Below are 22,349 nucleotides of genomic sequence, written 5' to 3'. Positions count from 1 at the left end.
CGCGCCGAGGCTCGACCCGAAGCCGGGACCGCCGGACCCGCCGTCCGTGAAACGGCCGAATCCGAATCTGCTGAAGACACCACGCCTGGTCAGCTCTGCCCCCTCCCCGATGACGCGGCGGCCAGCCTAGCAAGGGGCGGCGTCCGGTACGGCCGCGGTCCGGCCACGGTCGGGACGGGTTCCGGCCACGCCGCCCGCCGCCGCCCGCCTCCCCCTGTCCGGCCGTCGTCCGGCCCCCGCCCGGTCCGGCCACGGCAGGGACCGGTTCCGGCCGTGCGGAACGCCTAAAATGCGGTGGTGAACGCCTTCCCCCGTACCGCCGACGCCCTGCGCTCCGCCCTCGCCGGGCTGCTCGACGGGCTGCCGCCCACCCAGGCCGCGCAGGCCGTGGAGCGGCTGATCGCCACCTACCGGGGGACCACCCCGACCGACGCGCCCGTGCTGCGGGACCGCTCCGACGTGGCCGCGTACGCCGCGTACCGGATGCCCGCCACCTTCGAGGCCGTCCGGTCGGCGCTCGACGCGCTGCGCGCCGCCGCCCCCGGCTGGCGGCCCGGCACCCACACCGACGTCGGCGGCGGCACCGGGGCCGCGAGCTGGGCGGTCGCCGAGGCGTGGGAGGACGAGCCGGAGGGCGGTCCGCGCACCACGGTCCTCGACTGGGCCGAGCCGGCGCTCGCCCTGGGCCGCGAGCTGGCCGCCGGCACGTTCGAGGCGGAGTGGCGGCGGGCCCGGATCGGCGCGGAGCTGCGGCTCGACGACACGGACCTGGTGACCGTCTCGTACGTGCTGAAGGAACTGACCGAAGCGGACCGCACGGCGCTGGTGACCGAGGCGGCGCGGGCCGCGGCGGCGGTCGTGATCGTGGAGCCGGGCACCCCGGACGGGTACGAGCGGATCATCGCCGCGCGGGACGCGCTGATCGCGGCCGGCCTGCGGATCGCCGCGCCCTGCCCGCACAGCGGGGCCTGCCCCATCGAACCGGGCCGGGACTGGTGCCACTTCGCGGCGCGGGTCAGCCGCTCGTCGCTGCACCGGCAGGTGAAGGGCGGCTCGCTGGCGTACGAGGACGAGAAGTTCAGCTACGTCGCGGCCACCAGGTTCCCCGTCGACCCCGTACCGGCCCGCGTCACGCGCAAGCCGCAGATCCGCAAGGGGCAGGTGCTCCTCGACCTGTGCGGACCGGAGGGCGAGGGGCTGTCCCGCACGACCGTGACCAAGCGGCACGGCGCGCTCTACAAGGAGGCCCGCGACGCCGAGTGGGGCGACGCCTGGCCACCGCGGGACTAGCCCCGCAGCGGTGGTCGTCGCCCCGGGAGGGCTACGGGCGGAGCTCCTGGGTGCAGCACTTCACGCTGCCGCCGCCCTTGAGCAGCTCGCCCAGATCCATCGGGACCGGCTCGAAGCCGCGCTCGCGCAGCGGCTCGAACAGGCCGGTCGCGGTCTGCGGGAGCATCACGTTCCGGCCGTCGCTGACCGCGTTGAGGCCGAACTCCGCGGCGTCCTCCGCGCCGGCGATCAGCGCGTCGGGGAAGAGCCGGGCCAGGACCGCGCGGCTGCCGGGGGAGAAGGCCCCCGGGTAGTACATGATCTCGTCCGCCGCGTCGTCGAGCACGCAGAGCGCGGTGTCCAGGTGGTAGTACCGCGGGTCCACGAGGTCGAGGCCGATCACCGGGCGGCCGAAGAACTCCTGCGCCTCGCTGTGCGAGAGCGGGCTGGACCGGAAGCCGCGGCCGGCCAGGAGGTACGAGGAGGTGACCGCGAAGTCGCCCTCGGCCTCGTTGACGTGCACCGGCTCGCGGATCTCGGTGTAGCCGTGGGCGCGGAACCAGGCCAGATGCGCCGCCGCCTCGGCCGTCCGCTCCGGGTGGGCGAACCGCGCGATCAGCACCCGGCCGTCGACGACGGTCGCGCCGTTGGCGGCGAAGACCATGTCGGGCAGGTCCGGCTCGGGGTCGAGCAGTTCGACGGTGTGGCCGAGGGCCAGGTAGCGGTCGCGCAGGTCCTCCCACTGGGTGAGGGCGAGCCTGAGATCGACCGGCTTCGCGGGGTCCATCCACGGGTTGATGGAGTACGTCACCTGGAAGTGCGTGGGTGGGCACATCAGATAACGGCGCGGCGATGCCACGCGCTGCGATGAGCGCAATGAGGGCTCCTCACGAACGGCGGTGCGCACGGTCTGTGCGTGGAGCCATGGTCCGCCCCCGGCGGCGTGCGCGCAGTGAACCGTTCGGGTGATCCCGGCGAACTCTGCAGGACACCGTGGATCATTGCGCGCGGGGCTCCTTCCACTTGACGAGACGCGTCGTCTCGTCGGAGGGTGGCCCCATGACGACCGAGAAGCCCGCCCAGGCCCCGGCTCCCAAGGCCCCGGCCCCCAAGGCCCCCGACGCCTCCCGCCGCAGCGAACGCTCCCGCCGCGCCATCTACGACGCCGCCCTCGCGCTCGTCACCGAGGCGGGCTACGCGAAGACCACCGTCGAGGGCATCGCCGCCCGCGCCGGCGTCGGCAAGCAGACCATCTACCGCTGGTGGCCCTCCAAGGCCGCGGTCCTGCTCGACGCCTTCCTGGACCTGGCCGCCCAGGCCGACGAGGCGCTCGGGGGCGACGCCGACAGCGGCATCCCCGACACCGGCGACCTCGCCGCCGACCTGCGGTACGTGCTGCGCGCCACCGTCGACGAGCTCAACGACCCCAAGTACGACGGCCCCACCCGCGCCCTCGCCGCCGAGGGTCTGGTCAGCCCCGAGTTCGCCGCCCGGATGACCGAGGTCCTCATGGAGCCGCAGCTCGCCCGGTACGAACGCCGTCTGGAGGCCGCCCGCGAGGACGGCGACATCGCCGCCGACGCCGACGTGCGCATCGCCGCCGAACTGCTCACCGCGCCCCTCGCCCACCGCTGGCAGTACCGCACCCGCCCCCTCACCCACGCCTACGCCGACGCGCTCCTCACCCACGTCCTGCGCGGTCTGAGCCCCCGCCCGTAGCCGTCGCGCACCGCCACCGGCGGGCCGTCGCGGACCCGGGATGTCGTGCGGATCACGGGCGAGGCGTACCCCGGTTGGGGACTCCGGTCACCCGGGGGCGCAGGATGGTGGGACGATGGCAGCAGCTTCGACAGCTTTGGCAGCTTCGGCAGCTTCGGCACGCGGTGACCACGCGTGCGCCGGGACGAGCACAGGTGTGAGGGGATAGATGGGCGACGGCATCGGCCGCTACCGCGGCACGGAGGGCAAACTCGCGCAGTGGCTGCGCCGACGCTCCCGGCGGACCGCCGTGGACGACGCCGGCCGCCGCGAGAGCCTGCTCCTCGCCACCGCCGCCGCCGGCCTGCCGCTCGCCCCCGCCGCGTACCCGGCCGGCTACCGCTGCTCCTGCGAGCGCATCGGCTGTCCCACGCCCGCCCGCCATCCCGTCTCGTTCGCCTGGCAGACCCAGTCCACGACGGACCGAGCCCAGATCGAGCGCTGGGCCCGCAACGAGCCCGAGGCCAACTTCATCACCGCGACCGGCATGGTCCACGACGTCCTCGACGTTCCGCTGGACGCCGGTCGCGCCGCTCTGGAGCGGCTGCTCGCCGAGGGCGTCGACGTCGGCCCGGTCGCCGAGTCCGGCGCGGCCGTCGCGGAGGACGAGCTGCCCGCCGACGAGCGCCGCATGCTGTTCTTCACCGCCACCCGCGGCACCCCCGAGGACGAGGACGAGTGGTGGCCCTGCGAGCTGGACTGCCACCCCGAGACCATGGACGAGCACCCCGGCCTGCGCTGGCACTGCCGCGGCAGCTACGTCCTCGTCCCGCCGGCCCGGCTGCCCGGCGACGACCGCACCGTGGAGTGGGTGCGCGGCCCGGAGCACGCCCTGCCCGACCCGCTGACCCTGCTGGAAGCCCTCACCGACGCCTGCGCCCGGTACGCCGACGAGCGCGCCGCCGAGGGCGCGGAGCACCCCCAGCCCGCCTGGCCGCTCGGCCGCTGACCGCAGGCGAAGGGGCGGCCGCGGCCGCCCCTTCCTCGCATCACGCGCCCGGGCCCGCTACGAGCCCTTCGCGCCCGTCACGCCCTGCAGCCGGCCCGCTATCGTCACCGCGTCCTTCGAGGCCGCCTGCGCCGCCGGCTTCACCAGCGCCGCCTGGTTCGACACCCACTCCTTGGTGACGGTGTTCGTCACCTCGCCGGTCATCAGCGCCTTCACGTCCGGATCGACCTTCGGCCGGTAGCCCTGCGCCGCCGTCTGCCGCTCGAAGTAGCGGATGGCGAAGAACACCAGCGCCCCGCCGTCCTCGGTCTCCAGCGCGACCGGCGCGTTGTCGCCGTCGTCCATCGGCTGGTCGACGTACTGCGTCGCCAGGCCCAGCCGCTTCGCGTTCTTCTCCCGCGCCTGCCGCCACAGCGTGGTGTGCGCGCCGGGCGCGAACATCCGCGGCTCGCCGGACTTCAGGTACGAGACGTAACTCCCGCCCAGGTCCTTCGGGGACACCGCGAGCTTCGGGTCGCCCGCGGCGACCGGCACCGCGTACCCGTCCTTCTTCTTGAAGACCGGGACCTCGTCCGGCGACAGGATCGCCAGGTGCGCGACCTCCCACAGCTGCTCGGCCCCGTTGCGCACGAACACCAGCAGCCAGCGGTCGTCCGCGCGCTGCGCGCCGCGGTCCCGGTTGGCGTCGGTGTCCGCCACGAACCAGCGCGGCCAGCCCGCCTTCTTCGGGATGACGAACTTCGCGTCCGTCAGCTCCAGCGGCTTGTGCTTCGGATTGCCCCCGGGGCTCGTGACCGAACGGGCCTTCAGGCCCGCCTGGTTGATCGCGCCCAGCGGCCCGGTGACGCGGCCGGCGTCGAGGGCCGGGTCGTAGGCCTTGTCGGCCGCGTTGTACGCCGCGGTGAAGTCCTTCAGGGCCTGCTCGGCCTCCGTCGTCGTCACCGCCGGCACGAGCTCCAGCTCGCCGTGCACCGTCACGCAGCCGCTCGCCGTCAGCGCCAGCACCGTCGTCGCCACGACCGCCGTCGCCGGCCTCCGCCTTCTCATCGGTTGCCTTCTGCTCCTCCACCCGCACCGGACGTCCGAACCCTACCGGGGCCGCGCACCCCGCGAGTGCCGGGACCGGACAGTGCGTCCACACCGTGACCTGAGGACCCGTCGGGCCGGCGCTGTTAGCGTGCGGCCCATGAGCGACCCCCATGCCGCGCGGATCCTCCGGGAGACCCTGCCCGGAGCGCTCGCGCTGACCGTGACCGGCCGGCCCGGACCGCCGCCGCTGCGGATGGAGATGACCGACGGGCGGCGACTGCTGCTGCGCCAGGGCGGCCGGGTCCTGCTGCTCGGCCGGGTCGACCCGGACCGCGGGGGAGTGGCGCTGCGCCTGGGGCCGGGCCACCGCTCGCCGCTGCCGCCGCTGAGCGCCGACGCGTCCCGCCGCGGCCCCGACTGGCGCCACCGGTACGCGGGGCTGCTCGGCGACGCGGCGGAGGGGCCGCTGCACGACGGCCGCTGGCTGCTCGCGGAGCGCCCCACCCTCCCGTACGGCGCCTGGCGCCACGAACTGGCCCGCACCTGGCCCGAGGCGTACCTCGACTGGAACGCCGGCTGGAACGGCGTCGTCCCGCTGCGCCCGCTCTCCGCCCCCGACGCGCCGCGCGTCAAGGCGTACCGCCGCCGGGCCCGGGAGGGCGTCCTGCCGCCCGTGCTGCTGTGGTGGGTGTCCGCCTTCGACGGCTGGGTGATCCTCGACGGCCACGACCGGGCCGTGGCGGCGCTGGCCGAGGACCGCGAGCCGGAATCGGTGGTGCTCACGCGCGGCGAGGACGAGGAGGAGCAGCGGGAGGTGCTCGACCGGGTCGTCGCGTGGCACGAACGGCTCCTGGCGGGCCTCGGCGACGACCCGGCCAAGGAGCCGCAGCGCCGCTGGGCGGTGGAGGCGCTGGCGCGGACGGCGGCGGGCCTGCCGTACGACCGGAAGCGCACCGCGGCGTGGCCGGTTCCCGGTGGAGCGGCGGAATGGGACGCGCTGATGCTTGAATTCCGCCATGAACACGACCGCTCATAGCCGGCCCGGTCCCGACGGGCGCGCCACGGACGTCGACGTCCTGCGCGTCTTCTGCGCGGGCGACGGCCGGTACGGCAACGCCCTCGGCGTGGTGCGCGACGGGCGCGGCCACCCCGACGAGGCGTCCCGGCAGGCGCTGGCCAAGGAACTCGGCTTCAGCGAGACGGTGTTCGTGGACGACCCCGAGCGCGGGGCGGTCGACATCTACACCCCCGGCGTGCGGCTGCCGTTCGCGGGGCACCCGGTCGTCGGCGCGGCCTGGCTGCTCGACCTGGAGGTCGTCCACCCGCCGGCCGGCGAGGTGTGGGTCCGCGGCGACGGCGAGTTCACCTGGATCGAGGCCCGCGCGGAGTGGGCCCCGCCGCGCACCCTGCGGCAGTACGGCTCGGCGCGCGAGGTCGACGCGCTGGCCGTCCCCGAGCCGGGGGAGTGGATCTACGCCTGGGCCTGGGAGGAGGAGGCCGCCGGCCGCATCCGCGCCCGTGCCTTCCCGGGCCGCGGCGACGGGATCGACGAGGACGAGGCGACCGGCGCGGCCGCGCTGCTGCTCACGGCCGCGCTGGGCCGGGCCCTGAACATCACGCAGGGCCTGGGCTCGCAGATCCTGACCGCCCCGGGCCCGGACGGGATCATCGAGCTCGGCGGCAGGGTGCGCCTGGAGCGCACCCTGACCGTCTGAGCCCGGAGCCCCTCAGGGCCTAGGGGGTGTCTCGTCGATCAAGCCGGGCTCCCGACGTCTGGCACCGCGCCTCGCCGCGTTGTCGTCGGTCGCCGACGCGCTGCGTCGCCTCCCTCCTCCGCCTTGCGATGCACGGCACCAGACGCCGCTCGCTGATCCGGCCTGATCGACAAGACACCCCCTAGTACGCCCCGAAGACGTTGTCGATGGAGCCGTACCGGTCCGCCGCGTAGTTGCAGGCGGCGGTGATGTTGGCGACCGGGTCGAACGGGTCCATGGACGTGCCGGGCACGTGGTAGGCCCGGAACGTCGGGTCGATCACCTGGAGCAGGCCCTTGGACGGGGTGCCGGCGGCCGCGTTGGAGTCCCAGTTGTTGATGGCCAGCGGGTTGCCGGAGGACTCGCGCAGGATGTTGCGGTGGATGCCGTCGTACGAGCCCGGGATGCCGTGCTGGGCCATGACGTCGAGGGCTTCGCGGATCCAGCCGTCGAGGTTGTTCGCGTACGTCTTGGGCGCGGCGGCCTTCGCGGGGGCGGCCTGGGCCGGGGCGGCCTTCGGCGCGGTCCGCTCGGCGGAGCGGCTGGCGCGCTCGGCCTTGGCGGGAGCGGACTTCTCCTTGGCGGGGGCGGCGGCCTTCTTTCCGGTGAGGGAAAGGCGCAGGCCCGGGTGAATGAGTGACGGATCGTCACCCACGGCACTCCGATTGGCGCGGTAGAGGCTCTTCCAGCCCCCGGAGATGTTCTGCTCGTCCGCGATCACCGAAAGGGAATCGCCGCGGACGACGGTGTACGTCTTCGGCGCGGAATTCGGCTTCACGGCGGTCGTGATCTTTTCGACCGCGGCGCCGGCCGCGGCCGTGTGCGCGGGGGTCTGCTGGGACGCTGCCTGCGGCGCGGCCTGGGCGCCGGTCGGGATCAGCGGCAGCGCGAGCGCGGCGCCGCCGGTGCCGGCCATGGCGATGCCACGGCTCAGGGGACGTCGCTTGGGACGGCGGTGCTTACCGGATGCGGGCATGGTCGTTCCTCTCCGGCGCCTTCGGGGTGAGCTGTCGGGTTCGGGCTGGAGCTGCCCGGCCGCACGCGGCGGCTTCACCCCAAGCCGTCGCGGAATTCCGTGCCGGCGCATTCGTGGGTCCCCCGCTCCTGCCGACGGGTGCGTGCTCGGTGGATTTCCGGACGGTGGCAGGATTCGGCGGTCCGTCCGGGGTCGACGCGAACGTAGGCGAGAAATGCGACGCGAAACAAGACGCGTATTTCCCGGCCCCATGAAATGGATCAACGATTTCGGGACGCGCCGGGAGCGAACTTCCTTGTGGTGCGGGGTGCTGAGGACGTTTCGGCCGGAGGGCGGGGTTCCGTCACGTGACGGACATCACGGGGAGCGGAATCGGTATGACCGAAAAGGAAAAGGGAGTTGATAAAAGACCGAAGAGAAGGCATTAGGGGCCTAGGAGGCTCTTGGGTCGGTTTGGGCGAATTGGGGGGCGTACTCAGGCGCGGGATGAGTACCCGAGCGCTGCCGCCCGACGGCCGCCGCCCGGCACGGTGTCCGCATGGGAATCAGCGCGCGCGAACTCGCCGACCGCACGCCGGCGACACGGGACCGGTACGTCGACCTGCTGCGGGTCGCCTCACTCGGCGTCGTGGTGCTCGGGCACTGGCTGATGGCCGCCGTCACGGCGGACGGCGCGATCGGCAACCTGCTGGCCGTCGTCCCCGAACTCCAGGTCGTGACCTGGGTGTTCCAGGTCATGCCGGTCTTCTTCTTCGTCGGCGGCTTCGCGCACGCCCTCGCCCACCGCTCCCGCCCGCGGTACGCGGCGTTCCTGCGGGCCCGGCTGCAGCGGCTGCTGCGGCCCACGATGGTGTTCGTCGCGGTGTGGGGCGCGCTCGCGCTCGCCGTCCAACTCCTCGGCGCGGACCGGGGCCTGACGGGCGTCGCGCTGCGACTCGTCGCCCAGCCGCTGTGGTTCATCGGCATCTACCTGGCGATGGTCGCCCTCACCCCGCCGCTCCTGAAGCTCCACGAGCGGTACGGCTGGGGCGCGTTCGGCGCGCTGGTCGCCGCGGCGGCCGCGGTGGACGCGCTGCGGTTCGCGGCGGACGTGCCGTACGTGGAGTTCCTGAACTTCGCGTTCGTCTGGCTGGCGGTGCATCAGCTCGGCTTCCTGCGCGCCGACGGGATGCTCCGGCTGCCGGGCGCGCTCGCCGCCGCCGGCCTGGCGGGCGCGGGCCTGCTGGTGGCCTTCGGCCCGTACCCGCTGTCGATGGTCGGGATGCCCGGCGAGAAGGTCTCCAACATGGCCCCGCCCACGCTGGCCCTGCTCTGTCACGGCCTGTGGCTCGTCGGCGCGGTCGAGCTGCTGCGGGGGCCCGGCACCCGGCTCGTGGCGCGGGCGGGCGTCTGGCACAAGGTCGTCGCGGCGAACGGCATCGCCATGACCGCGTTCCTGTGGCACCTGACGGCGATGCTCGGCGTGTACGGGGCTCTGCTCGCCCTCGGCCGCGGGCTCCCCGAGCCGGCGACGGCCGCCTGGTGGGCCCAGGCGCCCCTGCGGCTCGCGGCGGCCGCCGCCCTCACGGCCCTGCTCGTCGCCGTCTTCCGCCGCTTCGAGCGCCCGGCGCCCGCCGCGCCGGCCAGCGGCGCCGGCGGCCCGGTGGCGGCGCTCGGCATCACCCTCGCGCTGTTCGGCGTCCTCGGCCTGTCGATGGTCGGCTTCGGCGGCCTCCTGGAGGGCCGTACCGCCCTGCTGGTGGCCGTGCGCGTGAGCGCCCCGGCGGCGGTCGCCATGGCGCTCGCCGGCTGGCTCCTGGTGGAACGGGCGGGACGGGCGGGACGGGCGGGACGGGCGTGACCAGGCGGTCCTACGCGCTCAGCGGGAACTCGGCCGCCAGCTCGCGGAACATCGCCCCGTTGTGGTCGAAGGCGCGCTTGCACTCGTCGACGATCCGCTGCCGCTCCAGGTCGTCCGCGTTCACGGCGTCCAGCAGCTCGCGGTAACCGCGCTTGAAGGCCGCCGGGTTGGCGATGTCCTCGAAGACGTAGAAGCGGACGCCGTCGCCCTTGCGGGCGAAGCCCCAGGTGCGCTCGGCGCGGTCGCGGATGATCTGGCCGCCCGAGAGGTCCCCGAGGTAGCGGGTGTAGTGGTGGGCCACGTACCCCGCGGGCCAGTCACGGGCGCAGGCTGCGACGCGGTCGGCGTACGCGGCGGTGGACGGCAGCGGGGAGACGCCGGCCCGCCAGTCCGGCCCGCGCAGGTGCGTGAGGTCGCGCTCGAGGGCGGCCGTGCGGAACAGCTCCGGCCGTATGAACGGCCCGGCGACCGGGTCGGTGCGCAGCGTCTCGGCGCCCTCCTCCAGCGCGCGGTACACGAACCAGAGCTGCTCGGTGTAGCGCGCGTACGCGTCGACGCCGAGGCGGCCGCCGAGGAGGTCGGTCATGAAGCCCGACGACTCGGCCTCGGTGTGCTGCGCCTGCGACGCGGTGCGGATCAGCGTGGAGAAGGGCGTGGTCAAGGCATGCCTCCGGGACCGATCGGGACGGGAACCGGTCCGATCCTGCTCCTTAGGCTTACCTAAGTCAACCGGTTCCCGACGGCCTGTCGGTAAAGACGCTACCCCGCGGAGGGCCTACGGCAACGTGAGAATCTCGGCCCCGCCGTCCGTGACCACGAGGGTGTGCTCGAACTGGGCGGTCCGCTTGCGGTCCTTCGTGACCACCGTCCAGCCGTCGTCCCACATGTCGTACTCGTGCGTGCCGAGGGTCAGCATCGGCTCGATGGTGAACGTCATGCCGGGCTGGATCACCGTCGTGTGGTGGGGCGAGTCGTAGTGCGGGACGATCAGACCGGAATGGAAGGACGAGTTGATGCCGTGACCCGTGAAGTCCCGGACGACGCCGTAGCCGAAGCGCTTGGCGTACGACTCGATGACCCGGCCGATGATGTTGATCTGACGGCCGGGCTTGACGGCCTTGATGGCCCGGTTCAGGGACTCGCGGGTCCGCTCGACCAGGAGCCGCGACTCCTCGTCGACGTCGCCGCAGAGATAGGTGGCGTTGTTGTCGCCGTGCACGCCGTGGATGTACGCGGTGACGTCGAGGTTCACGATGTCGCCGTCGCGCAGCACGGTGGAGTCCGGGATGCCGTGGCAGATGACCTCGTTGATCGACGCGCACAGCGACTTCGGGAAGCCGCGGTAGCCGAGCGTCGAGGGGTAGGCGCCGTGGTCGCACATGTACTCGTGGGCGACGCGGTCCAGCTCGTCGGTGGTCACGCCGGGCGCGATGTGCTTGGCGGCCTCCTCCATCGCCCGGGCGGCGATGCGGCCGGCGATGCGCATCCGCTCGATGGTGTCGGAGTCCTGCACCTCGGGACCGGTGTACGGGGCGGGAGCGGGCTTTCCGACGTACTCGGGACGGCGGATGGCTCCGGGGACGGAACGGTGCGGGGAGAGCTCCCCGGGCACGAGCAGCGACTGGCCAGACATGCAGCGAGTCTAACCAGCCGCGGTGGGGCAGCATGGCGTCAGAGCGACGGATGAAGGAGCGGGAGATGTCCCTGTTCAAGAAGCGCACGACCGGCAAGCCGGGCGAGTGGTTCTACTGCCTGGAGCACAAGAAGGTCGAGGAGGGCCCGGACTGCCCGGCCAAGAACCGCTTCGGCCCGTACCCCACGCGCGAGGAGGCGTCCCGCGCGATGGACACCGCCCGCGAACGCAACGAGGCCTGGGAGACCGACCCGGCCTGGCACGACGCACCGAAGAACGAGGGCCCCCAGGACTGACCCCGCGGCGGCGCGACGGAACGCCCCGTCACGCCGCCGTCGCACCGTCCCGCTCGCCCCTGCGACGCAGCGCGTCCTCGTCCGTCGTCGCGTCGTACGCGACGAGCTTCGGCAGCGCCGCGGTCAGCAGCGCGACGGACACCACACAGGCGACCCCGCCCGTCCACACCGACGTCCGTGTGCCCGTCCAGCCCGCCATCGCCCCGGCGCGGAGCTGGCCCAGTTGGGGGCCGACGCTGTACGAGAGCACCTCGATGCCCGCCAGTCGGCCCCGGAGCTCCTCCGGGATCGTCTGGTTCCAGATCGTCGAGCGCCCGAGGCCGCTCAGCATGTCGCCCGCGCCCGCGAGCGCCAGGCACACCAGCACCGGCCAGACGCCCGAGAACCAGCCCGCCGCCGCGATCGCCAGCCCCCACGCGGCCGCGCCGCCCACCACCAGCAGCCCGTGCCGCTTCACTCGTGACGTCCAGCCGCTGGTCAGCCCCACCACCAGCGAGCCCACCGAACCGGCCGCGTACATCAGGCCCAGCGACCACTCCGCGTCCAGCTCGTCCGCGAGGAACGGGAACACCGCGTTCGGGAACGCGAAGCACATCGCCGCCAGATCGATCGCGTACGTGCCCAGGAGCACCGGCCTCGACCAGGCGTACCGCGCTCCCTCCGCCACGCCCCGCAGAGACGGCCGCTCCGCGTCCCGCGCCGCCGGCGCCGGGGCGAGCCGCAGGCACAGCAGGACCGACACGGCGAACGTCGCCACCGTCACCGCGTACGCCGTCGCGTGACCCGCGTACGCCACGACCAGGCCCGCCAGCGCCGGCCCCGCGATCGCCCCGGTCTGCCAGCGCAGCGAGTTCAGCGCGGCCGCGGCCGTCTGCTGCTCGTGCGGCACGATCCGGGCCATCAGCGAGTCCAGCGCCGGGCGCTGCAGTCCCGCCAGCGCCGACACCCCGCCGGCCACCACGTACAGCGGCCACAGCGCCGGCTCCGGCGCCAGCGCGTTCCCGAGCAGCAGCAGCGCGAGGACCCCGAGGCCGGCCTCCGTGCCGAGGATGACCCTGCGCCGGTCCACCGCGTCCGCGAGCGCCCCGCCGTACAGACCGAAGACCACCAGCGGGACGAGCTCCACCGCCCCCATCGCCCCCACCGCGAGCGGCGAGCCGGTCAGCTCCTTGATCTGCAGCGGCAGCGCCACCAGCGCCATGAAGCTGCCGAAGTACGTGACGAGGCCCTGCACCCACAGCACCCGGAAGTCGCGCGAGCCGCGCCACGGGGAGAGGTCGGGGAGCAGGGAGGAGAGCGCGACGGCCATGAGGGGTCATGCTCCGGGCCGCCCCTCGTCGCGGCAATCGAATTTCCGGGGGCCCCGGCCGGGGTGCGGCTGGGTGGGACCGGGGGTCACCAGCGTGGGGGTGGTGGGGCGGTGAGGTGGTCGGCGAGGCGGGAGAGGCGGGCGCGGAGGCCGCGGCGGGGGGCCGGGGGGAGGCCGTTCTCGCCGGCGGCGGCGCTCACCAGGTGCTGGACCGTGTCCAGGTCCACCTCGGCCGTCGCCTCCGGCACGATCAGGGCCTCGTGGGCCAGGCCCCGCAGTTCCGGGTCGCCGCCGTCCAGGGACAGCACCGTCGCCCCGGCGCGGCGGGCGTCGTGCACGCGCTCCAGGACGGGCGCGTCCGGGCGGGCGGGGGCGACCATCAGCAGCGTCGAGCCGCGGCCCGCCGCCTCCAGACGGCCCAGGCCCACCGCCAGATGCGCCGGGGCGCCCGGCCGCACCCGGTGCCGCACCAGCGTGGGCGCCAGCTCGGGGCGGCCCGACCATGCCGCCTCGTCCACCAGATGCGCCGCCAGGTGCCACGGCTCGTAGTCCGCCGTGCCCACCAGCAGCAGCCCGCCGCCGTGCGGCAGCACCGACGAGCGCAGGGCCCCCGCGAACCGGCGGGCCGCCGCCGGCCACTCCGTACCGGCCAGCACTTCACGCAGCAACGCGACGCGTACGGCATCCATGGCACGGCATCCTGCCGCCCGCCCGCCTCCCTCCGCCGCCGGTTCGCCTCGTCTCACCCGTACGGGAACCCGCCGACCGGCCAGTAATGTCGAGGTCATGACTTCCACTGACAGTGCGCAGAAGGCCCCCGCCAAGGACCCCTGGGACCTCCCGGACGTCTCCGGGCTCGTCGTCGGCGTCCTCGGCGGCACCGGCGACCAGGGCCGGGGCCTCGCCTACCGGCTCGCCCGCGCCGGCCAGAAGGTGATCATCGGCTCCCGGGCCGCCGAGCGCGCGGAGGCCGCCGCCGCCGAGCTCGGCCTCGGCGTCGAGGGCGCCGACAACGCCGAGTGCGCCCGGCGCAGCGACATCGTGATCGTCGCCGTGCCATGGGACGGCCACGCCAAGACGCTGGAGTCGCTGCGCGCGGAGCTCGCCGGCAAGCTCGTCGTCGACTGCGTCAACCCGCTCGGCTTCGACAAGAAGGGCGCCTACGCCCTGAAGCCGGAGGAGGGCAGCGCCGCCGAGCAGGCCGCCGCCCTGCTCCCGGAGTCGCGGGTCACCGCGGCCTTCCACCACCTGTCCGCCGTCCTGCTCCAGGACACCTCGATCGAGGAGATCGACACGGACGTGATGGTGCTCGGCGAGTCCCGTGCCGACACCGACCTCGTCCAGGCGCTGGCCGGCCGCATCCCCGGCATGCGCGGCGTCTTCGCCGGACGGCTGCGCAACGCCCACCAGGTGGAGTCGCTCGTCGCCAACCTGATCTCGGTCAACCGCCGCTACAAGGCCCACGCGGGCCTGCGCGTCACCGACGTCTGAGCCGGCCGGCCGGCCCGCGCCGCGCACCGGCCCGGCCGATGTCGGGCCGGAACGGGGCATGGGGGACACTGGACGGGCAGGACCGCACGCCGTACCCGGACAGGAGCCGACCCCCATGCCCCGCCTCGCTCTGTACGCCCTCGCCGTCTGCGCCCTCGCGGTCGTGGCGGCGGTCGTCTCCTTCGTCTCGGGCAGCTGGCTCGGCGTGATCTGGGTGCTGCTGGCCGGCCTGTCCTCCAACATGGCCTGGTACTACATCCGGCGCGCGAAGCTCACCGCCGAGTCCTGACCCCCGGGCCGGGGCGCTCCGTCAGGAGCCCTCGCAGATCCCCGGCGCCCCGTCCCAGAAGCGGTACAGCTCCCAGCCGCACGCCCGGTCGAACGGGCGCACCCCGAGGGACTGCAGCAGCGCGTCCATCCCGTCGAAGAACGCCCCGCCGACCGCCGGGACGAACAGCAGCGCGATCACCACGAAGAAGCCGTACGGCGCGACGGGCTCGATCTTCCGCCGCAGGCGGTCGCTCAGCCACGGTTCGACCACCCCGTACCCGTCCAGCCCCGGCACCGGCAGCAGGTTCAGCAGCGCCGCCGTGAGCTGGAGCATCGCGAGGAACGCGAGCGCGTACCGGAAGGTGAGCGGCACCCCGTCGAGGGCGTCCAGCCAGAACGGCGCCGTGCAGACCACCGCGAACAGCACGTTGGTCAGCGGGCCCGCGGCCGAGATGAGGCTGTGTCTCCAGCGGCCGCGGATGCGGTGCCGCTCGATGAACACCGCGCCGCCGGGCAGACCGATACCTCCCATGATCACGAACAGCAGGGGCAGCACGACGCTGAGCACCGCGTGCGTGTACGCCATCGGGTTCAGGGTGAGATAGCCCTTCGCCCCGACGGTGAGGTCCCCGCTGTGCAGGGCCGTGCGGGCGTGCGCGTACTCGTGCAGGCAGAGGGAGACGATCCACGCGGCGGACACGAAGACGAACACCGAGAACCCTGCCGAGGCCGCGAAGCCCGTCCACACCGCCCAGCCGCCGACGCCCATGACGGCGAGGATCGCCAGGAAGACCGGGCTGATCCGTCGTTCGTGCCGGTGCGCGGCGGCGGCGGTACGGGACATGGGCGGGTTCCGTTCGGTCGGGGACGTGCGGCGGTGTGCGGGCGGGACGGGCGTGCGTGCGTTCTTCGGTGGGTGTGGGTGTGGGTGTGGGCGAGGTGCGGGGGCGTGCTGGCGGGGTGCGGTGGGTGGGCTGTCGTGGGCGTTGTCGGGTCCTGCGTGTCGTGCCGGTCGAACGTCCCGCGGGGGCCCCGGGGTTCCCGGCGTCGCCCCGATCGGCGACCTCACGCCGAACCGGCCCCTCGGGACCGGGGAGAATGGGCGCGTGCGCTACTCCGTCCTCGGGCCCACGCAGGTCCGCACCGCCGACGGGACGCCCGTACCTGTGGGCGGGTCCCGGCTGCGGGCCCTGCTGACCGCGCTCGCCCTGCGCCCGGGGCGGGTCGTCCCGGTCGGCACGCTCGTGGCGGAGGTCTGGGACGGCGACCCGCCGGCCGACGAGGTCGCCGCGCTGCAGGCGCTCGTCGGCCGGCTGCGCCGGGCGCTCGGGCACGAGGCCGTCGCCTCGGCGGAGGGCGGTTACCGGCTGGCGGCCGGGCCCGAGGACGTCGACCTGTTCCGGTTCGACCGCCTCGCCGGCGAGGGCGTACGGCAGGCGGGCCGCGGCGGCGACCCCGAGCTCGCCGGGCGGCTGCTCGACGAGGCGCTCGCCCTGTGGCGCGGGCCCGTGACCGCGGACCTCCCCGGGCGTACGGCGCAGGTCGCGCGCTGGGAGGCCCGCCGGCTCGCGGCCCGGCGCGCCCGCGCGGAGGCCGCGGTGGCGCGCGGCGACGCGGACGCGGCGCTGCCGGAGCTGGCCGCGCTGACCGCCGAGCACCCGCTCGACGAGCCCCTGCAGGCGCTGCGGCTGCGCGCCCTGCGCGCGGCGGGGCGGCCGGCGGAGGCGCTGGAGGCGTACGAGGCGGTGCGCCGCCGGCTCGCGGACGGCCTCGGCACCGACCCCGGGCCCGAACTGCGCGCCCTGCACGCCGAGTTGCTGGACCCGGCCGAGCCGCCCCGCCCGGCTGCCGCCCCGGCCCCCGCGACCCGGCGTACCGGCAACCTGCGGGCCCGGCTGACCAGCTTCGTCGGCCGCGAGGACGACCTCGCCGAGGTGCGCGAGGACCTGGGGCGGGCCCGGCTCGTCACCCTGCTCGGCACCGGCGGCGCGGGCAAGACCAGCCTCGCGGTCGAGGCGGCGGGTGCCGAGGCCGGCGCCGGGGCGTGGGCCGACGGCGTGTGGGTGGTCGAACTGGCCCCCGTCACCGACCCCGAGGCGGTCGCCGAGGCGGCGCTGGGCGCGATCGGGGCCCGCGGAACCGTGGTCCGGGCGGGGCTCCCCGACGAACTGCGCAGTGTGGACCCGCTGGGCCGCCTCCTGGAGCACTGCGCGGAGCTGCGCATGCTGCTGGTCCTGGACAACTGCGAGCATGTGGTGGGCGCGGCGGCGGCGCTGGCGGAGTCGGTGCTGGCGCAGTGCCCGGGGGTGACGATCCTGGCGACGAGCCGTGAGCCGCTGGGGGTGCCGGGGGAGGCGGTGCGGCCGGTGGAGCCGTTGCCGCAGGCGACGGCGCTGCGGCTGTTCGCGGAGCGCGGGGCGGCGGCGCGGCCCGGGTTCGCGGTGGAGGACGATCTGGAGGCGGCGCAGGAGATCTGCCGGCGTCTGGACGGTCTGCCGCTGGCCATCGAGCTGGCGGCGGCGCGGCTGCGAGTGCTGACCGCGCGGCAGATCGCCGACCGCCTCGACGACCGCTTCCGGCTCCTGACGACCGGCGCGCGCACGGTCCTGCCGCGCCAGCAGACGCTGCGCGCGGTCGTCGACTGGTCCTGGGACCTGCTCACCGAGCCCGAACGCACGGTCCTGCGCCGCCTGTCGGTCTTCTCCGGCGGCTGCGACCTGGCAGCCGCCGAAGCCGTCTGCACCCCGGCGACTCCGGCGACTCCGGCGACTCCGGCGACCCCGGCGACCCCGGCGACCCCGGCGACCCCGGCGACCCCGGCGGCCGACACCCCCGACACCCCCGACACCCTCGACCTCCTCGCCGCACTTGTCGACAAGTCGCTGGTCGTCGCCGCGCCCGACCCCGGGACCGGGGAGATGCGCTACCGGCTCCTGGAGACCGTGGCCGAGTACGGGGCCGAGCGGCTCGACGAGGCCGGGGACCGGCGGGCCACCGAGCGGCGGCACCTGGTGCATTACCGCGAGTTCGCGCGTACCGCCGACCCCGAGCTGCGAGGGCCACGTCAAGGCAGGGCGCTCGCGCGGATCCAGGGCGAGTACGAGAACCTGCGCACCGCGCTGCGGCGGGCCGTCGCCGCGCGGGACGAGCACGAGGCGCTGATGCTGGTGCACGCGCTGCTCTGGTACTGGCAGATGCGCGATCTGCGGGCCGACGCCCGGCACTGGGCCGAGGCCGCCGCCGCGCTCGGGCCGGACCCCTTCACGCCGCCCGGTGCGCCCGTCGTCCCGCTCGACGCGCCCGTCACCGCCGCCCCGCCGCCGTTCGACGAGGCGCGGCTGTGGGAGGCGCGGCGCGGGGCGCGGCTGCTCGAACTGATCAACATGGACCACGAGAACGCCCGGTGGACCAGCCCGGAAGGGCTGCGTCGGCTGCGGGACATCGTCGCCGTGTACCCGCCGGGCCTGCCGCAGACCTGCCGCCTGCCCGGCGTCATCACCGTGTTCGCCGTGGCCCTCACCGGCGACGTGCCGGCGATGCGCCGGGCGCTCGACGTGACCGTCGACGTCTGCCGGGAGCGCGGCTTCTCCTGGGAGCTGGCCGGGGCGCTGCAGCAGCGGGCCAACATCCTGGCCAGTCGCGCCGACTGGGCCGACGAGGCCGGGGCGGACGCCGACGAGGCGCTGGAGCTCTTCCTCCGCCTCGGCGACGCCTGGGGTGTCGCCGAGGCCCTCGCCTGCCGCGGCGAGGCCCGCGAGCGGCGGCTCGCATTCGAGGGAGCCGCCGAGGACTTCGCCGCCGCCATCGGTCACGCCGAGCGGATCGGCGGGCAGTCCCAGACCGCCGTGCTGCGCGCCCGGTACGCCTCCATGCTCGTGGAGACCGGCCGCCGCGCCGAGGCGGAGGAGATCATGCGGCGGATCATCGACGGCGAGCACGGCCGGGGGCACGAGGCGACCCTCATGGCCCGTACGCACCTCGCGATGCTCCTCGGCCGTACGGGCCGCACCGCCGAGGCCCGGGCCCATCTGCACCGCCTGCTCGGCGAGTTCAGCGCCGACACCTTCGCCGTCTTCGAGGGCTTCACGGTCGGCGCGCTCGGCTGGCTCGACGTCGTCGACGGCGCATACGACTCCGGCCTCGCGCGCGCCCGCCAGGCGTACCACCGTTCCCTGGACGGGCTGGCGAAACTGGTCGCCCCCCAGATGTCGGCCTCCCACCTGGTCACCGCCGCCTGGGCGCTCGCCGGGCTGGGCGGGCCCGGCGCCCGCACCGGGGCGGTCCTGCTCGGCGCGTCGGCGGCCCTGCTCCCGCCCGGGCACCTGCTCGCGCCCCAGGAGCGGGAGAGCCGCGCCGCGGCGACCGCCCTGGCGCGCGAGCGGCTCGGCGCGGCGGAGTTCGAGGCCGCGTACGCCGAGGGCGGCGGCCTCTCGTTCCAGGAGGCCGCCGCCCTGCTCGACGGCGCCGTACACGCCGCCGCGCCCTGAACCCCGTGGGGCCGTACGCGTCCGCCGCATCGTTCACCCCGTGGGCGCCGTACGCGCCGCCGCGTCCCGAACCCGTGGGCCGTCAGGTCCTGTCGCGGAACTTCCTCACCGCGATCGGCGCCGTGACCACCGTGATCGCCAGGGCCCAGCCCAGCGTCATCCACGCCGAGTCCGCCACCGGGCCGCCGTTGATCAGGTTGCGGGCCGCGTCGGCCAGGTTCGACAGCGGGTTGTAGTCGGTGAAGGCCTTCAGCCAGTCCGGCATCGAGGTCGGCGGGGCGAAGATCGACGATCCGAACTGCAGCGGCATCAGCACCATCATGGCCATCCCCTGGACCGCCTGGGCCGTCTTCAGCGTCAGACCCAGCAGGATGAAGATCCACATCAGCGAGGCGCCGAACACCATGGACAGACCGATCGCCGCGCACAGGTGCAGGAACGAGGTGTGGATCTCCATGCCGAGCAGGAAGCCCATGCCGAGCAGGATCGCCGTGGCGACCAGCATCCGGCAGGTCTCGACCACGATCTTCGCGACGAGCACCGAGGACCGGGCGATCGGCATCGTCCGGAACCGGTCCATGATCCCCTTCTTGATGTCGTCGTTGATGCCCACGCCGACGGTGATGGCGATGTTCATGCCCATCATCGCCATCATCCCGGGCGTCACGTAGTTGACGTAGTCGTCGTTGTTGCCCTTGCCGGCGATCGCGCCGCCGAAGACGTACACGAACAGCAGGATGAAGATGATCGGCATGAAGACGGCGTCGAACATCGACTCCGGGTCCTGCTTGATCTGCACCGCGTTGCGCCGGACCAGCGCGCCGATGTGACGGAGGTGGGCGCGCGGCCCGATCCGGCCCTCGCCGGAGGTCTTCAGCGGCGCCGGTCCGCCGGACGACCGGCCGGTGCCGGCCGGGGACTTCGAGAGTGCGGTCGTGGTGCTCATGCGGCGACCTCCTGAGCGGGCGCGTCGGAGACGGGGGAGGTCTTCTGGCCGGTCAGGGCGAGGAACACCTCGTCGAGGCTGGGCAGATGGGTGCCGATGTCGGCGACCCCGAAGCCGCGCGCGCCGAACAGCCCGACCACGGCGGTCAGTTGGGCGTCGCTGAGGATCGGCACGTGCAGCGTCTCCTCGTCGGGGACGACGGTCGCGCCGGCGACCCCGTCGAGACCGGCCTCGCGCAGCGCCGTCGCCATCGCGGGCAGGTCGGCCGGATCGGCCGGACGGACCTGGAGGGTCCGGCCGCCGACGCGGGCCTTGAGCTCCTGGACGCCGCCCTTGGCGATGACCTTGCCCCGGTCGATGACCGTCAGCTCGCTCGCGAGCTGCTCGGCCTCCTCCATGTACTGCGTGGTCAGCAGGACCGTGGCGCCCTCGGCGACCATCCGCCGGACCTCGTCCCAGACCTCGTTGCGGGTGCGCGGGTCGAGACCGGTGGTGGGCTCGTCCAGGTAGAGCACCGCCGGGCTGCCGATCATCGAGGCGGCCAGGTCCAGCCGGCGGCGCATGCCGCCGGAGTACTGCATCGCCGGGCGCTTGGCGGCCTCGGTGAGGGAGAACCGTTCCAGCATCGCGTCGGCGCGGCGGCGGGCGTCGGCCCGGGACAGGTCGAGCAGCCGGCCGATCATGTACAGGTTCTCCCAGCCGGAGAGCTTCTCGTCGACCGAGGCGTACTGGCCGGTGAGGCCGATGGTGCGGCGCAGCTGCCGGGGCTGCCGCACCACGTCGTACCCGGCGACGACGGCGGTGCCGGCGTCCGGGACGAGCAGGGTGGACAGGCAGCGGACGAGGGTGGTCTTGCCGGCGCCGTTCGGTCCGAGCACGCCGAGGACGGTGCCCTCCCGGACGTCGAGGTCGACCCCGTCCAGCGCCTTCGTCTCGCCGAAGTGCTTCACGAGGCCCCGTACCTCGACGGCGTTGGTGTGTGATCGCGTCATGGTCACAGGGCACCAGGCGTCACCGACAGGCCACCGACAGACGACCGACAGACGACCGACGGACTGCCGACAGGCCCTCCCGCGGCCCCGCAGGCCCCCAGCGGACCCGCGCCCGCCGCGGACCCGCGAGCCCGCCGCGGACCCCCAGGCCCCCGCGGACCCCCCGGGCACGCCGACGGCCCGCCGATGGGGGAAGGTCGGCGGGCCGTCGTCCGTACCGCGATGGTCTGTGCCGCGCCCGGGCCCGCCGACGGTGTCGGCGGGGGGCCGGGCGCGCCGCGGGCGTCAGTGGAACGTGTGCTCCTCGGCGGGGAACGCCCCGCCGGCGACGTCCTCGGCGAAGGCCTTCGCCGCGTCGCCGAGCGTGGCCCGGAGGTTGGCGTACGGCTTGGTGAACCGCGGCACCTTGCCGCCGGTCAGGCCGGCCATGTCCGTCCAGACCAGCACCTGCGCGTCGGTCCCGGCGCCGGCGCCGATGCCGATGGTCGGGATGTCCAGCGACCGGGTGACCTCGGCGGCCAGCTCGGCCGGGACCAGCTCCAGGACCAGCGCGAACGCGCCCGCGTCCTGGGCCGCCTTGGCGTCCCGCAGCAGCTTGTGCGCCGCCTCGTCGGAGCGGCCCTGCACCCGGTAGCCCATGGTGTTCACGGACTGCGGGGTCAGGCCCAGGTGGGACATGACGGGGATGCCGGACTGCACGAGCAGCTCGGTCTGCGGCAGGGAGCGCTCGCCGCCCTCCAGCTTGATCGCGCCGACGCCCGCCTCCTTGACCAGCCGGGTGGCGTTGCGCAGGGCCTGGACGGGCCCTTCCTGGTACGAGCCGAAGGGCAGGTCGCCGACGACGAGGGCGCGCTTGGTGCCCCGGACGACGGCGGCGGACAGCAGGGTCATCTCGTCCATCGTGACGGGCACGGTGGTGTCGTAGCCGAGGTGACAGTTGCCCATCGAGTCCCCGACGAGGATCACCGGGATGCCGGCCTCGTCGAAGACCGACGCGGTCATGGCGTCGTAGGCGGTGAGCATGGGCCACTTCTCGCCGCGGGCCTTGGCGGCGGCGATGTCGTGGACGGTGATGCGGCGCGTGCCCTTGCCGCCGTACAGCGCCTTGCTGCTGTCGGGGGCCTGCTTCTGGGCAGCCTGAAGCGTCATGGTGAACGGCTCCTTCGTCATCTCGAGGCGCCCTGACGGCGTCCCCGGACCACGTCCATGGTGGCACTTCGCGCGGCGGCGGGGGAAGGGCGCCGCCGCGGGGCGGCAGTGGTGCTGTTCACACTCCGGGAACGTTCCGCCGGCTGCCGGGAGAACGTTCCGCCGGTCGCCCGGACAACCTTCCGCCGACTGGCCGAAAGA

Annotated in this window: 21 protein-coding genes and 1 riboswitch; of the genes, 10 read left to right on the top strand and 11 right to left on the bottom strand. The window is 74.4% G+C overall.

All coding sequences use genetic code 11. From position 1 onward, the window contains the following. The first annotated feature begins 297 nt into the window (after positions 1 to 297). A complete protein-coding gene (locus tag ACNJ93_RS08505; protein ID WP_418956746.1) occupies positions 298 to 1,290 on the top strand; it encodes a small ribosomal subunit Rsm22 family protein in 993 nt (330 codons plus the stop codon). A gap of 31 nt (positions 1,291 to 1,321) precedes the next feature. Here the strand turns inward: ACNJ93_RS08505 and ddaH are convergent, their stop codons facing one another. Continuing rightward, positions 1,322 to 2,176, bottom strand: a complete 855-nt coding sequence (ddaH, locus tag ACNJ93_RS08500) for a dimethylargininase (RefSeq protein ID WP_418956745.1) — start codon at positions 2,174 to 2,176, stop codon at positions 1,322 to 1,324. Positions 2,177 to 2,328: 152 nt separating this feature from the next. Here ddaH and ACNJ93_RS08495 point away from each other — a divergent pair, with 152 nt between their 5' ends. After that, positions 2,329 to 2,988, top strand: coding sequence for a TetR/AcrR family transcriptional regulator (locus tag ACNJ93_RS08495; RefSeq protein WP_418956744.1), 660 nt, complete (start codon positions 2,329 to 2,331; stop codon positions 2,986 to 2,988). A gap of 208 nt (positions 2,989 to 3,196) precedes the next feature. Further along, a complete protein-coding gene (locus ACNJ93_RS08490; protein ID WP_418956743.1) occupies positions 3,197 to 3,976 on the top strand; it encodes a bifunctional DNA primase/polymerase in 780 nt (259 codons plus the stop codon). Positions 3,977 to 4,033: 57 nt separating this feature from the next. Here the strand turns inward: ACNJ93_RS08490 and ACNJ93_RS08485 are convergent, their stop codons facing one another. Then, entirely contained in the window at positions 4,034 to 5,023 is a 990-nt protein-coding gene (locus tag ACNJ93_RS08485; RefSeq protein ID WP_418956742.1) for a hypothetical protein, read from the bottom strand. A gap of 139 nt (positions 5,024 to 5,162) precedes the next feature. Between ACNJ93_RS08485 and ACNJ93_RS08480 the strand changes: the two genes are divergently transcribed. Together ACNJ93_RS08480 and ACNJ93_RS08475 are read left to right on the top strand one after the other, a co-directional pair. Then, positions 5,163 to 6,041 (top strand): hypothetical protein, encoded by an 879-nt coding sequence (locus tag ACNJ93_RS08480; RefSeq protein WP_418956741.1) that lies wholly within the window; start codon positions 5,163 to 5,165, stop codon positions 6,039 to 6,041. Continuing rightward, positions 6,022 to 6,720 carry a PhzF family phenazine biosynthesis protein gene (locus tag ACNJ93_RS08475; RefSeq protein ID WP_418956740.1) on the top strand — a complete coding sequence of 233 codons (699 nt, stop codon included), beginning with the start codon at positions 6,022 to 6,024 and terminating at the stop codon, positions 6,718 to 6,720. The genes ACNJ93_RS08480 and ACNJ93_RS08475 overlap by 20 nt, the downstream gene beginning before the upstream one ends. A gap of 181 nt (positions 6,721 to 6,901) precedes the next feature. Here the strand turns inward: ACNJ93_RS08475 and ACNJ93_RS08470 are convergent, their stop codons facing one another. Continuing rightward, positions 6,902 to 7,735, bottom strand: coding sequence for a LysM peptidoglycan-binding domain-containing protein (locus ACNJ93_RS08470; RefSeq protein ID WP_418956739.1), 834 nt, complete (start codon positions 7,733 to 7,735; stop codon positions 6,902 to 6,904). 3 nt (positions 7,736 to 7,738) lie between these two features. Continuing rightward, a riboswitch (cyclic di-AMP (ydaO/yuaA leader) is annotated at positions 7,739 to 7,925 on the bottom strand. A 348-nt stretch (positions 7,926 to 8,273) separates the two neighbouring features. Here ACNJ93_RS08470 and ACNJ93_RS08465 point away from each other — a divergent pair. Further along, complete coding sequence (locus ACNJ93_RS08465; protein ID WP_418956738.1) at positions 8,274 to 9,575, top strand: acyltransferase family protein; 1,302 nt, start codon at positions 8,274 to 8,276, stop codon at positions 9,573 to 9,575. A gap of 10 nt (positions 9,576 to 9,585) precedes the next feature. On the opposite strand, the gene ACNJ93_RS08460 is transcribed toward ACNJ93_RS08465, so the two are convergent. Further along, positions 9,586 to 10,236 carry a heme oxygenase (biliverdin-producing) gene (locus tag ACNJ93_RS08460; RefSeq protein WP_418956737.1) on the bottom strand — a complete coding sequence of 217 codons (651 nt, stop codon included), beginning with the start codon at positions 10,234 to 10,236 and terminating at the stop codon, positions 9,586 to 9,588. A 114-nt stretch (positions 10,237 to 10,350) separates the two neighbouring features. Then, entirely contained in the window at positions 10,351 to 11,208 is an 858-nt protein-coding gene (gene map / locus ACNJ93_RS08455) for a type I methionyl aminopeptidase (RefSeq protein WP_418956736.1), read from the bottom strand. A gap of 65 nt (positions 11,209 to 11,273) precedes the next feature. Between map and ACNJ93_RS08450 the strand changes: the two genes are divergently transcribed. Then, positions 11,274 to 11,504, top strand: coding sequence for a hypothetical protein (locus ACNJ93_RS08450; protein ID WP_418956735.1), 231 nt, complete (start codon positions 11,274 to 11,276; stop codon positions 11,502 to 11,504). Between the two features lie 28 nt (positions 11,505 to 11,532). Here ACNJ93_RS08450 and ACNJ93_RS08445 read toward each other — a convergent pair whose 3' ends face one another. Both ACNJ93_RS08445 and ACNJ93_RS08440 read right to left on the bottom strand, forming a co-directional pair. After that, entirely contained in the window at positions 11,533 to 12,813 is a 1,281-nt protein-coding gene (locus tag ACNJ93_RS08445; RefSeq protein WP_418956734.1) for an MFS transporter, read from the bottom strand. Between the two features lie 86 nt (positions 12,814 to 12,899). Further along, positions 12,900 to 13,502, bottom strand: a complete 603-nt coding sequence (locus tag ACNJ93_RS08440) for a hypothetical protein (RefSeq protein WP_418956733.1) — start codon at positions 13,500 to 13,502, stop codon at positions 12,900 to 12,902. 97 nt (positions 13,503 to 13,599) lie between these two features. Here ACNJ93_RS08440 and npdG point away from each other — a divergent pair, with 97 nt between their 5' ends. Next, a complete protein-coding gene (npdG, locus tag ACNJ93_RS08435) occupies positions 13,600 to 14,304 on the top strand; it encodes an NADPH-dependent F420 reductase (RefSeq protein ID WP_418956732.1) in 705 nt (234 codons plus the stop codon). Between the two features lie 58 nt (positions 14,305 to 14,362). Further along, a complete protein-coding gene (locus tag ACNJ93_RS08430) occupies positions 14,363 to 14,593 on the top strand; it encodes a hypothetical protein (RefSeq protein WP_418956731.1) in 231 nt (76 codons plus the stop codon). A 21-nt stretch (positions 14,594 to 14,614) separates the two neighbouring features. Here ACNJ93_RS08430 and ACNJ93_RS08425 read toward each other — a convergent pair whose 3' ends face one another. Continuing rightward, entirely contained in the window at positions 14,615 to 15,418 is an 804-nt protein-coding gene (locus ACNJ93_RS08425) for a site-2 protease family protein (protein WP_418956730.1), read from the bottom strand. Between the two features lie 262 nt (positions 15,419 to 15,680). Here ACNJ93_RS08425 and ACNJ93_RS08420 point away from each other — a divergent pair, with 262 nt between their 5' ends. After that, positions 15,681 to 19,061, top strand: a complete 3,381-nt coding sequence (locus ACNJ93_RS08420; RefSeq protein WP_418956729.1) for a BTAD domain-containing putative transcriptional regulator — start codon at positions 15,681 to 15,683, stop codon at positions 19,059 to 19,061. A gap of 82 nt (positions 19,062 to 19,143) precedes the next feature. Here the strand turns inward: ACNJ93_RS08420 and ACNJ93_RS08415 are convergent, their stop codons facing one another. The 3 genes from ACNJ93_RS08415 to panB all read right to left on the bottom strand — a co-directional run bounded on the left by ACNJ93_RS08415 (position 19,144) and on the right by panB (position 22,148). Further along, positions 19,144 to 20,007 (bottom strand): ABC transporter permease, encoded by an 864-nt coding sequence (locus ACNJ93_RS08415; RefSeq protein ID WP_418956728.1) that lies wholly within the window; start codon positions 20,005 to 20,007, stop codon positions 19,144 to 19,146. After that, positions 20,004 to 20,999 carry an ATP-binding cassette domain-containing protein gene (locus tag ACNJ93_RS08410; RefSeq protein WP_418956727.1) on the bottom strand — a complete coding sequence of 332 codons (996 nt, stop codon included), beginning with the start codon at positions 20,997 to 20,999 and terminating at the stop codon, positions 20,004 to 20,006. The genes ACNJ93_RS08415 and ACNJ93_RS08410 overlap by 4 nt, the downstream gene beginning before the upstream one ends. Before the next feature lie 285 nt (positions 21,000 to 21,284). Then, a complete protein-coding gene (gene panB / locus ACNJ93_RS08405) occupies positions 21,285 to 22,148 on the bottom strand; it encodes a 3-methyl-2-oxobutanoate hydroxymethyltransferase (protein ID WP_418956726.1) in 864 nt (287 codons plus the stop codon). Between the last annotated feature and the right edge of the window lie 201 nt (positions 22,149 to 22,349).

The organism is Streptomyces tritici, assembly GCF_048500665.1.
GTDB classification, from domain to species: domain Bacteria; phylum Actinomycetota; class Actinomycetes; order Streptomycetales; family Streptomycetaceae; genus Streptomyces; species Streptomyces tritici.
The sequence above is the reverse complement of the archived record's forward strand: the minus strand, read 5'-3'. Positions and strand labels throughout refer to the sequence as shown.

Bases quoted from the DNA above. Each gene is read 5' to 3' on its own strand.
- ACNJ93_RS08495 (WP_418956744.1), top strand. From the start codon at position 2,329: ATGACGACCGAGAAGCCCGCCCAGGCCCCGGCTCCCAAGGCCCCGGCC.
- ACNJ93_RS08490 (WP_418956743.1), top strand. From the start codon at position 3,197: ATGGGCGACGGCATCGGCCGCTACCGCGGCACGGAGGGCAAACTCGCG.
- ACNJ93_RS08485 (WP_418956742.1), bottom strand. From the start codon at position 5,023: ATGAGAAGGCGGAGGCCGGCGACGGCGGTCGTGGCGACGACGGTGCTG.
- ACNJ93_RS08480 (WP_418956741.1), top strand. From the start codon at position 5,163: ATGAGCGACCCCCATGCCGCGCGGATCCTCCGGGAGACCCTGCCCGGA.
- ACNJ93_RS08475 (WP_418956740.1), top strand. From the start codon at position 6,022: ATGAACACGACCGCTCATAGCCGGCCCGGTCCCGACGGGCGCGCCACG.
- ACNJ93_RS08470 (WP_418956739.1), bottom strand. From the start codon at position 7,735: ATGCCCGCATCCGGTAAGCACCGCCGTCCCAAGCGACGTCCCCTGAGC.
- ACNJ93_RS08465 (WP_418956738.1), top strand. From the start codon at position 8,274: ATGGGAATCAGCGCGCGCGAACTCGCCGACCGCACGCCGGCGACACGG.
- map (WP_418956736.1), bottom strand. From the start codon at position 11,208: ATGTCTGGCCAGTCGCTGCTCGTGCCCGGGGAGCTCTCCCCGCACCGT.
- ACNJ93_RS08450 (WP_418956735.1), top strand. From the start codon at position 11,274: ATGTCCCTGTTCAAGAAGCGCACGACCGGCAAGCCGGGCGAGTGGTTC.
- ACNJ93_RS08445 (WP_418956734.1), bottom strand. From the start codon at position 12,813: ATGGCCGTCGCGCTCTCCTCCCTGCTCCCCGACCTCTCCCCGTGGCGC.
- ACNJ93_RS08440 (WP_418956733.1), bottom strand. From the start codon at position 13,502: ATGGATGCCGTACGCGTCGCGTTGCTGCGTGAAGTGCTGGCCGGTACG.
- npdG (WP_418956732.1), top strand. From the start codon at position 13,600: ATGACTTCCACTGACAGTGCGCAGAAGGCCCCCGCCAAGGACCCCTGG.
- ACNJ93_RS08430 (WP_418956731.1), top strand. From the start codon at position 14,363: ATGGGGGACACTGGACGGGCAGGACCGCACGCCGTACCCGGACAGGAG.
- ACNJ93_RS08425 (WP_418956730.1), bottom strand. From the start codon at position 15,418: ATGTCCCGTACCGCCGCCGCCGCGCACCGGCACGAACGACGGATCAGC.
- ACNJ93_RS08415 (WP_418956728.1), bottom strand. From the start codon at position 20,007: ATGAGCACCACGACCGCACTCTCGAAGTCCCCGGCCGGCACCGGCCGG.
- ACNJ93_RS08410 (WP_418956727.1), bottom strand. From the start codon at position 20,999: ATGACGCGATCACACACCAACGCCGTCGAGGTACGGGGCCTCGTGAAG.
- panB (WP_418956726.1), bottom strand. From the start codon at position 22,148: ATGACGCTTCAGGCTGCCCAGAAGCAGGCCCCCGACAGCAGCAAGGCG.